General features: G+C 39.8%; 3 protein-coding genes. All 3 read left to right on the forward strand.

Going from position 1 to position 8,180, the window contains the following annotated elements; genetic code table 11:
- Window positions 1-235: 235 nt before the first annotated feature.
- The 3 genes from GJ691_RS17140 (at window position 236) to GJ691_RS17150 (ending at window position 7,677) form a co-directional block, all read left to right on the forward strand.
- Window positions 236-1,378 (forward strand): acyl-CoA dehydrogenase family protein, encoded by a 1,143-nt coding sequence (locus GJ691_RS17140; RefSeq protein WP_154369149.1) that lies wholly within the window; start codon window positions 236-238, stop codon window positions 1,376-1,378.
- 315 nt (window positions 1,379-1,693) lie between these two features.
- Complete coding sequence (gltB, locus tag GJ691_RS17145) at window positions 1,694-6,202, forward strand: glutamate synthase large subunit (RefSeq protein WP_154369118.1); 4,509 nt, start codon at window positions 1,694-1,696, stop codon at window positions 6,200-6,202.
- An 8-nt stretch (window positions 6,203-6,210) separates the two neighbouring features.
- Window positions 6,211-7,677 (forward strand): glutamate synthase subunit beta, encoded by a 1,467-nt coding sequence (locus GJ691_RS17150; protein WP_154369120.1) that lies wholly within the window; start codon window positions 6,211-6,213, stop codon window positions 7,675-7,677.
- The last annotated feature ends 503 nt before the right edge of the window (window positions 7,678-8,180 follow it).

Here is an 8,180-nt window from a genome sequence, read left to right on the forward strand (position 1 = left end):
TAATAGCTGGCATCATTCTAACATTAATTCCCCCAAAGGGGTTAGTGTTGTCTCATAATCTTGTTTTAATCAAATTGAGGTAAACTCTGAAACAAATATAAAATACAGAATTTAAATAATAGCTTTTCCTTCTTCCAATCTTTAAATTTTCACACTTCTGAAACATCTCCCCATTACATTTTGAAATTTGCAACATAACTGTATATTTGTTGTGAATACAAAAAAATATTTTGCCATGGATTTCTCTATTTCCGAAGAACAAAAGATGATACAGGAGGCTGCACGTGAATTTGCACAAAACGAACTTTTGCCCGGTGTAATCGAAAGGGACGAAACCCAAAAATTTCCGGCCGAACAGGTCAAAAGAATGGGAGAACTCGGTTTTATGGGAATGATGGTAGACCCAAAGTACGGGGGTAGCGGCCTTGATACTGTTTCCTATACCCTTGTCATGGAAGAATTATCCAAAATAGACGCCTCATCCTCGGTAGTAGTATCCGTTAACAATTCATTGGTTTGCTGGGGGCTCGAAACCTATGGCACCGAAGAGCAAAAAATCAAGTATTTAAAACCTCTGGCAACAGGAGAGATCATCGGGGCATTTTGTCTTTCAGAACCGGAAGCCGGTAGTGATGCAACTTCACAAAAAACCACTGCAATTGACAAGGGCGACCATTATATCCTGAATGGCACCAAGAACTGGATCACAAATGGTAATTCGGCCTCGGTTTACCTTGTAATCGCCCAAACGGACAAAGATAAAGGGCACAAGGGCATCAATGCCCTTATTGTAGAGAAAGGTGTGCCGGGTTTTGAAATAGGCCCGAAAGAAAATAAATTGGGCATACGCGGAAGTGATACCCATTCCCTAAATTTCAACGATGTAAAAGTGCCAAAAGAAAATAGGATCGGTGAGGATGGATTTGGTTTCAAATTTGCCATGAAAACCTTGGCCGGAGGCCGAATCGGTATTGCCTCACAAGCTTTAGGCATAGCTGCCGGTGCTTACGAACTAGCGAAAAAATATGCAAAAGAACGAAAGGCTTTTGGAACAGAGATCGCCAACCACCAAGCCATTGCATTTAAATTGGCCGATATGCACACACAAATCGAAGCGACCAGGCTTTTAGTCTATAAAGCTGCCCGAGATAAGGACATCGGTGCCAATTATGATCTATCGGGTGCCATAGCGAAATTACATGCATCCAAAACAGCGATGGACACTACAATCGAAGCTGTTCAAATTCATGGCGGCAATGGTTTTGTAAAAGATTATCACGTTGAACGACTTATGCGAGATGCCAAAATAACTCAAATATACGAAGGCACTTCCGAAATACAGAAAATCGTTATTTCACGAAGCATTCTACGGAATTAAGTTTATCTTTAACGTAATACGTGATAAGGTCTTTGAATTCGTTCCATTGATTTTTTCCAGAATAGTCGAAATAGGAAAATGAACCCTTAAAATCCGGTTTTTATACCTATTATACAACAAGAAGCAATCACAGTCCATTATATGGACTTTCATTCTTTCGAACTTTTGCGGATTTCTCAAAAAAACCATCCTAAAAATCCGATTTTAAGGGTAATTAATCAAATATTTAAAAACGTTGGATTTTTTTGTTATAAATCAAATCAGTGCTAAGGATAATTCATAGAATGTAATATTTTTACACAAATACCTTAATTTATGAAGTTGACAAAACAAGGATTGTACCTACCCGAATTTGAACATGATAATTGTGGTGCAGGTTTTATATGTAGCCTTAAAGGAAAAAAATCAAATGATATTATCCATAAGGCATTGGAGATTTTGGACAAACTTGAGCACCGTGGTGCGGTAAGTGCAGATGGCAAAACCGGGGATGGGGCCGGTATACTTATTGATATACCCCATGATTTCTTTACCGATGTTTGCGATTTTGACCTACCATCTGCAGGAGAATATGCGGTTGGTAATATCTTTCTTCCACAGAAAGATAACCAAAGGGTTTTCTGTATATCCGAATTCGAAAAGAACATTGAAAATCAAGGCTTAAAATTACTTGGGTGGCGCGATGTCCCTGTAAACCGTTCGATTCCCGGCCGTATTGCCATGGAAACCGAACCTTTTGTCAAACAGATTTTCATCGCAAAGGAAAATGAGGATCAAGATGATTTTCAATTCAATTTGAAATTATTCATTGCCAGAAAAATTACCGAACATGCTATATTAAAGTCTAAATTATCTGAGAACAAATTCTTTTATGTTCCCAGTCTTTCAACAAAAATAATCATATTCAAAGGGCTCTTAATGCCTAAGGATATAAGCCTTTATTATACCGATTTGATGGATTCAAGGGTAGTCACAAGACTGTCATTGGTACATCAACGATTCTCTACCAACACTTTCCCTACTTGGGATTTGGCACAACCTTTCAGGTACATGTGCCACAATGGGGAGATAAATACCCTACGTGGAAATGTTACACGTATGAAATCTAGGGAAGAATTATTGGAAAGTGATTGGTTCGGCGATGATATCAAAAAAATATTACCGGTTGTACTTCCAGGAAAATCAGATTCAGCTACCATGGACATGGTTGTTGAACTACTTTTGATGACCGGCCGTTCTCTCCCTGAAGTAATGATGATGCTCGTACCCGAAGCTTGGGAAAAGAATACGGAAATGTCCGAGGCCAAACGTGCCTTCTATGAATACAACTCATGTACCATGGAGCCTTGGGACGGACCTGCATCAATCCCTTTTACCGACGGAAACTATATTGGCGCACTTTTAGACAGAAATGGTTTAAGACCTTCTCGCTATACGGTGACCAAACAAGGTAACGTTATAATGTCCTCAGAAACCGGGGTTATAGATATTAAACCGGAAGATGTAGAATTTCACGGAAGACTTGAACCTGGTAAAATGTTCTTGGTGAACATGGAAGAAGGCAGGATCATAAATGATGAGGAAATCAAGGAAGAAATAGCCCAACGTCATCCTTATAAAAAATGGCTGGATGACAACCTTGTACACCTTAGGGATATCCCTTACAACGATTGTCCGCTATTTTTAGGCGAAGCTTCCTTGGAAAAACGTAAATCTGTTTTCGGGTATACTCTTGAAGACATTAATACGATCATCCTTCCTATGGGCAAAACAGCCAAAGAACCTATCGGTTCAATGGGATCAGACACGCCAATAGCAGTCTTATCGGAGCGTCCACAGCACATATACAACTATTTTAAACAGCTGTTCGCACAAGTTACCAATCCGCCTTTGGATGGTATTCGTGAAGAACTGATTACAGATATAAGCCTAACTTTAGGCAGTGACCACAATCTTTTTACAATCACCGAGAACCACTGTAGAAAGTTAAAGATCCAGAATCCGGTAATATCCAAGGAAGATTTGGACAAAATAAAAAATTATGATGCAAGTCCAGATTATAAAGTTGTATCCATTCCTATCTTATATGAGATAAAAAGAGGGTTAAACGGATTGGAAGATGCCCTTGAATCGGTATTGAACCAAGCCTCGAAAGCCATTGATGAAGGTGCGAATATCATTATTCTATCTGACAGGAACACCAATGAGGAAAAGGCCCCGATCCCAGCTTTATTAGCTTGTTCTTTCGTAAATAACGGCCTTCAGAAAAAAGGTAACCGTTCTAAATTAAGTATCATTATCGAGTCTGCTGAACCTCGCGAAGTACATCATTTTGCGCTCTTGTTCGGTTTTGGCGCCAGTGCCATAAACCCTTATTTGGTAAATGAGATTATCGCGGAACAAATTGAAAAGAACGATATCACGGAAATCACTTTTGAAGAAGCCGTAAACAATTATAATAAGGCCATAGGAAAAGGTATTCTTAAAGTGATGAATAAAATCGGGATATCTACACTAAATTCCTATCGCGGATCACAATTGTTCGAATGTATAGGAATCAATACCAAGGTGGTGAACAAATATTTCCCGAACACCCCAACCAGAATACAAGGAGTCGGACTTTATGAAATAGAGAAAGAAATCGCAAAAAGGCACCATAATGCTTATTCGAAAAAAGAAATAGCAGGGAACCTTGATCTAGAAATGGGAGGTGAATACCGTTGGAGAAGAAATGGTGAAAAACACATGTTCAACCCCTTAACGGTTGCCAAACTGCAAAAAGCCGTTCGGGGCAACGAACCAGAAACTTATAAGGAATTTGCAGAGCTGGTAAATGAACAATCAAAAAGTTTGATGACCATTCGTGGGTTGTTCGAATTCTCGAATTACGATCCCATTCCTTTAGATGAAGTTGAACCATGGACCGATATCGTAAAACGATTCAAGACCGGTGCAATGTCCTATGGATCGATTAGTAAAGAAGCCCATGAAAATTTAGCTATAGCTATGAACCGTATCGGTGGTAAGAGCAATTCGGGCGAAGGTGGTGAAGATGCTGCACGTTTTTATAAAAACCAAACAGGTGATTGGCGAAACAGTGCCATTAAACAGGTGGCATCGGGTAGGTTCGGGGTTACCTCGAACTATTTGACCAATGCACAGGAAATCCAAATAAAAATGGCCCAAGGGGCCAAGCCTGGTGAAGGTGGGCAATTACCCGGACCAAAGGTTAATCCGGCCATTGCAAAAACCCGGAATTCAACGCCCTATGTAGGACTGATTTCCCCACCTCCACATCACGATATATATTCCATCGAAGATTTATCACAATTGATTTTCGATTTAAAATCCGCCAATAGAAAAGCACGTATCAATGTTAAATTGGTATCCGAAGTAGGTGTTGGTACAGTTGCCGCAGGAGTTTCAAAAGCAAAAGCAGACGTTATACTTATCTCAGGTTTCGACGGTGGAACGGGGGCTTCTCCTTTAACTTCGTTGAAACATGCAGGACTACCGTGGGAATTGGGTATTGCGGAAGCACAACAGACATTAGTTCTAAACGACCTAAGAAATAGAATCGTACTAGAATGTGACGGGCAATTGAAAACAGGCCGTGATGTCGCCATTGCATGTCTATTGGGAGCAGAGGAATTTGGTTTTGCAACCGCACCTCTTGTAGCTTCAGGCTGTGTGATGATGCGAGTATGCCACCTCAATACTTGTCCAGTAGGTATTGCCACACAGAATCCTGAATTACGCAAAAAATTCGAAGGTAAACCGGAACATGTTGTAAATTACATGTATTTCGTTGCCCAAGAACTTAGGGAAATCATGGCCCAATTGGGATTCAGGACTATAAACGAAATGGTAGGCCAAGTACAAAAATTGGATCGTAAAAAAGCCATTGACCACTATAAAGCAAACGGAATAGATCTTACACCTATTCTTCATGAAATCGACGTACCTAAAGGAACTAAGTTCCACAATACGACAAAACAGCAGCACGATGTAAACAAATCCATTGAATTTGAAATTTTGGAAAAAGCCCATCCGGCATTATTCCGAAAAGAAAAAATCTCATTGGACTTTCCTATCAAAAATACCGATAGGGCCATCGGCGCAATAATCAGTAACGAAATTTCAAAGGTTTATGGCGCTCAAGGCCTTCCGCTGAATACAATTAAATTGAACTTTACAGGTTCTGCTGGTCAAAGTTTCGGAGCATTTGCCACACGCGGACTTACAATGACCGTAAACGGTAACACCAACGATTATTTGGGCAAAGGACTTTCAGGTGCTAAATTGGTCATCAAAGTTCCAGAAAAATCAACCATTATACCTGAAGAAAATGTGATTACCGGGAACGTAACACTTTATGGGGCTACCGCGGGTCGGGCCTATATCAACGGTAAGGCCGGTGAACGTTTTTGTGTTCGTAATTCTGGCGCAAAGACGGTAGTAGAAGGTATAGGTGATCATGGATGCGAATATATGACAGGTGGAGTTGCAGTTATACTTGGTGAAGTAGGTCGTAATTTCGGAGCTGGTATGAGTGGTGGCATTGCCTTTGTATATGATAAGAACAAAACATTCGAAAGCCATTGTAATAAAGAAGCATTGAACTTATTACCTGTGGAAGAAGATCAAGACATAAAACAGTTGAAAGACCTTATCGAAAGTCATTATAACTATACAATGAGTCCTTTGGCACAGCGCATTCTTGAACATTGGGAGGAATGTCTTCCTGATTTCGTGAAGGTATTCCCAGAAGAATACAAACAGGCGTTGATCCGTTTGGAAAAAGAAAAATTACAAACAATATAAATCGAAACATGGGAAAGATTACAGGTTTTTTGGAATTCGATAGGAAAATAGAAGAATACGCTCCAGTAGAGACAAGGGTAAAAAATTACAAAGAATTTACCCTGCCGATGAAAGAAACGGAATTAAAGGATCAAGGTGCCCGATGTATGGATTGCGGTATTCCATTTTGCCATAGTGGTTGTCCATTAGGTAACCTAATTCCTGATTTCAACGATGCAGTATATAGAGGCAAATGGGAAAAAGCAGCTGAAATGTTACATTCCACGAACAATTTTCCGGAATTTACAGGTAGATTATGTCCCGCACCATGTGAAGAAGCATGTGTATTGGGTATTAATGAAGACCCTGTAACCATTGAGAATATCGAAAAGAATATTGTAGAGACCGCTTTCACCAACGGTTGGATAAAACCAATGCCTCCCACCGAACGAACCGGGAAAAAAGTAGCGGTCATAGGTTCAGGACCATCAGGATTGGCTGCTGCGCAGCAACTTAATCGTGCCGGACATTTGGTCACGGTTTTCGAAAGGGATGAAAAACCAGGCGGACTATTACGATATGGAATTCCTGATTTTAAAATGGAAAAGAATGTCATTGATAGGAGATTGAAAGTCTTGGAAGAAGAAGGTATCATATTTAAATGTGGAATACACGTGGGGGTAGATATCAAAGCTGAAGATTTAAAGAATGATTTCGATGCCTTGGTACTGTGTGGTGGAGCTACTGTTAGACGTAGTTTACCCATAAAAGGAATAGAATTGAAAGGAGTGGTTCAGGCCATGGATTTTCTAGGGCAAAACAATAGAAGGGTCGACGGCATCAAAGATTTAGGAGAAGAAATATTGGCAACTGATAAAGATGTTATCGTAATCGGTGGTGGGGATACTGGCTCGGATTGTATCGGAACCTCAATCAGACATGGTGCCAAATCCGTATCTAACTTTGAGATTATGGGTAAAGGCACACCCGAAAGACCCGAAGGGCAACCTTGGCCTTTCTGGCCAATGCGTTTACGTACAAGTTCTTCACATAAAGAAGGAGCCCAGCGATTTTTCAGCATATCAACCAAAGAATTCATTGGTGATAAAGATGGAAATCTTAAAGGTCTGATAACTTCTGAAGTGGAGTGGATCAATGAACCTGGGAAACGCCCTGTATTAAAAGAAATAGAAGGCACTGAAAAAGAATGGAAGTGTGAATTGGCTCTTTTGGCCCTAGGTTTTACAGGATCTGAAATGACGATTGCCGAACAATTAGGATTGGAAGTCGACCCAAGAACAAACATCAAGGCAACAGCAGTCGATTACAAGAGTAATGTACCCGGTGTTTTTGTTGCAGGTGACCAACGAAGAGGTCAATCTTTGATAGTTTGGGCCATTTCCGAAGGGAGACAAGCTGCTCATCATGTAGATAAGTACCTTATGGGCAAATCTTACCTTCCATTAAAGGGAGAAGGAGATTTACCAAGGGTTTAAAAAATTAATTTTCACTTTACAAAAACCCCCTCTACAATATTGTAGAGGGGGTTTTTGTTTACTTTAATATTTAATTATACCGAAGTAATAAAACTATAATAAACAAGTGTAAGAGTTTTACAATAGTTTGTTTTATCAAAAAACACTTTTCTATCCCATACTCTGTTAATTTATTTCAATTAATTAATATTATAGAATGTATACCCAACAACTCGCACATAGCTCACCCTATATTAAGTATTAGGCATTTTCAGAAAACTATATCCTAATTTTCCTGACTATAGGTTCGGATGAAGTGTTATTGAATTATAAAGACTTTAGGGTTCCAAGAAAAACCTCCTTTGAAGAATGATGACCTATAAATGATTGATCATGAAGTTTAGAGGTGAATAATTTTTTGAATTCATGGCATAAAAAAAGTCCCTTACATTTCTGTAAGGGACTTTCGAAAAAGGCGGCGGCCTACTCTCCCACTTGGTGTAGCAGTACCATCGGCGCAGACG

This window comes from Maribacter luteus, from assembly GCF_009674825.1.
GTDB lineage: Bacteria > Bacteroidota > Bacteroidia > Flavobacteriales > Flavobacteriaceae > Maribacter_A > Maribacter_A luteus.

Bases quoted from the DNA above. Each gene is read 5' to 3' on its own strand.
- GJ691_RS17140 (WP_154369149.1), top strand. From the start codon at position 236: ATGGATTTCTCTATTTCCGAAGAACAAAAGATGATACAGGAGGCTGCA.
- gltB (WP_154369118.1), top strand. From the start codon at position 1,694: ATGAAGTTGACAAAACAAGGATTGTACCTACCCGAATTTGAACATGAT.
- GJ691_RS17150 (WP_154369120.1), top strand. From the start codon at position 6,211: ATGGGAAAGATTACAGGTTTTTTGGAATTCGATAGGAAAATAGAAGAA.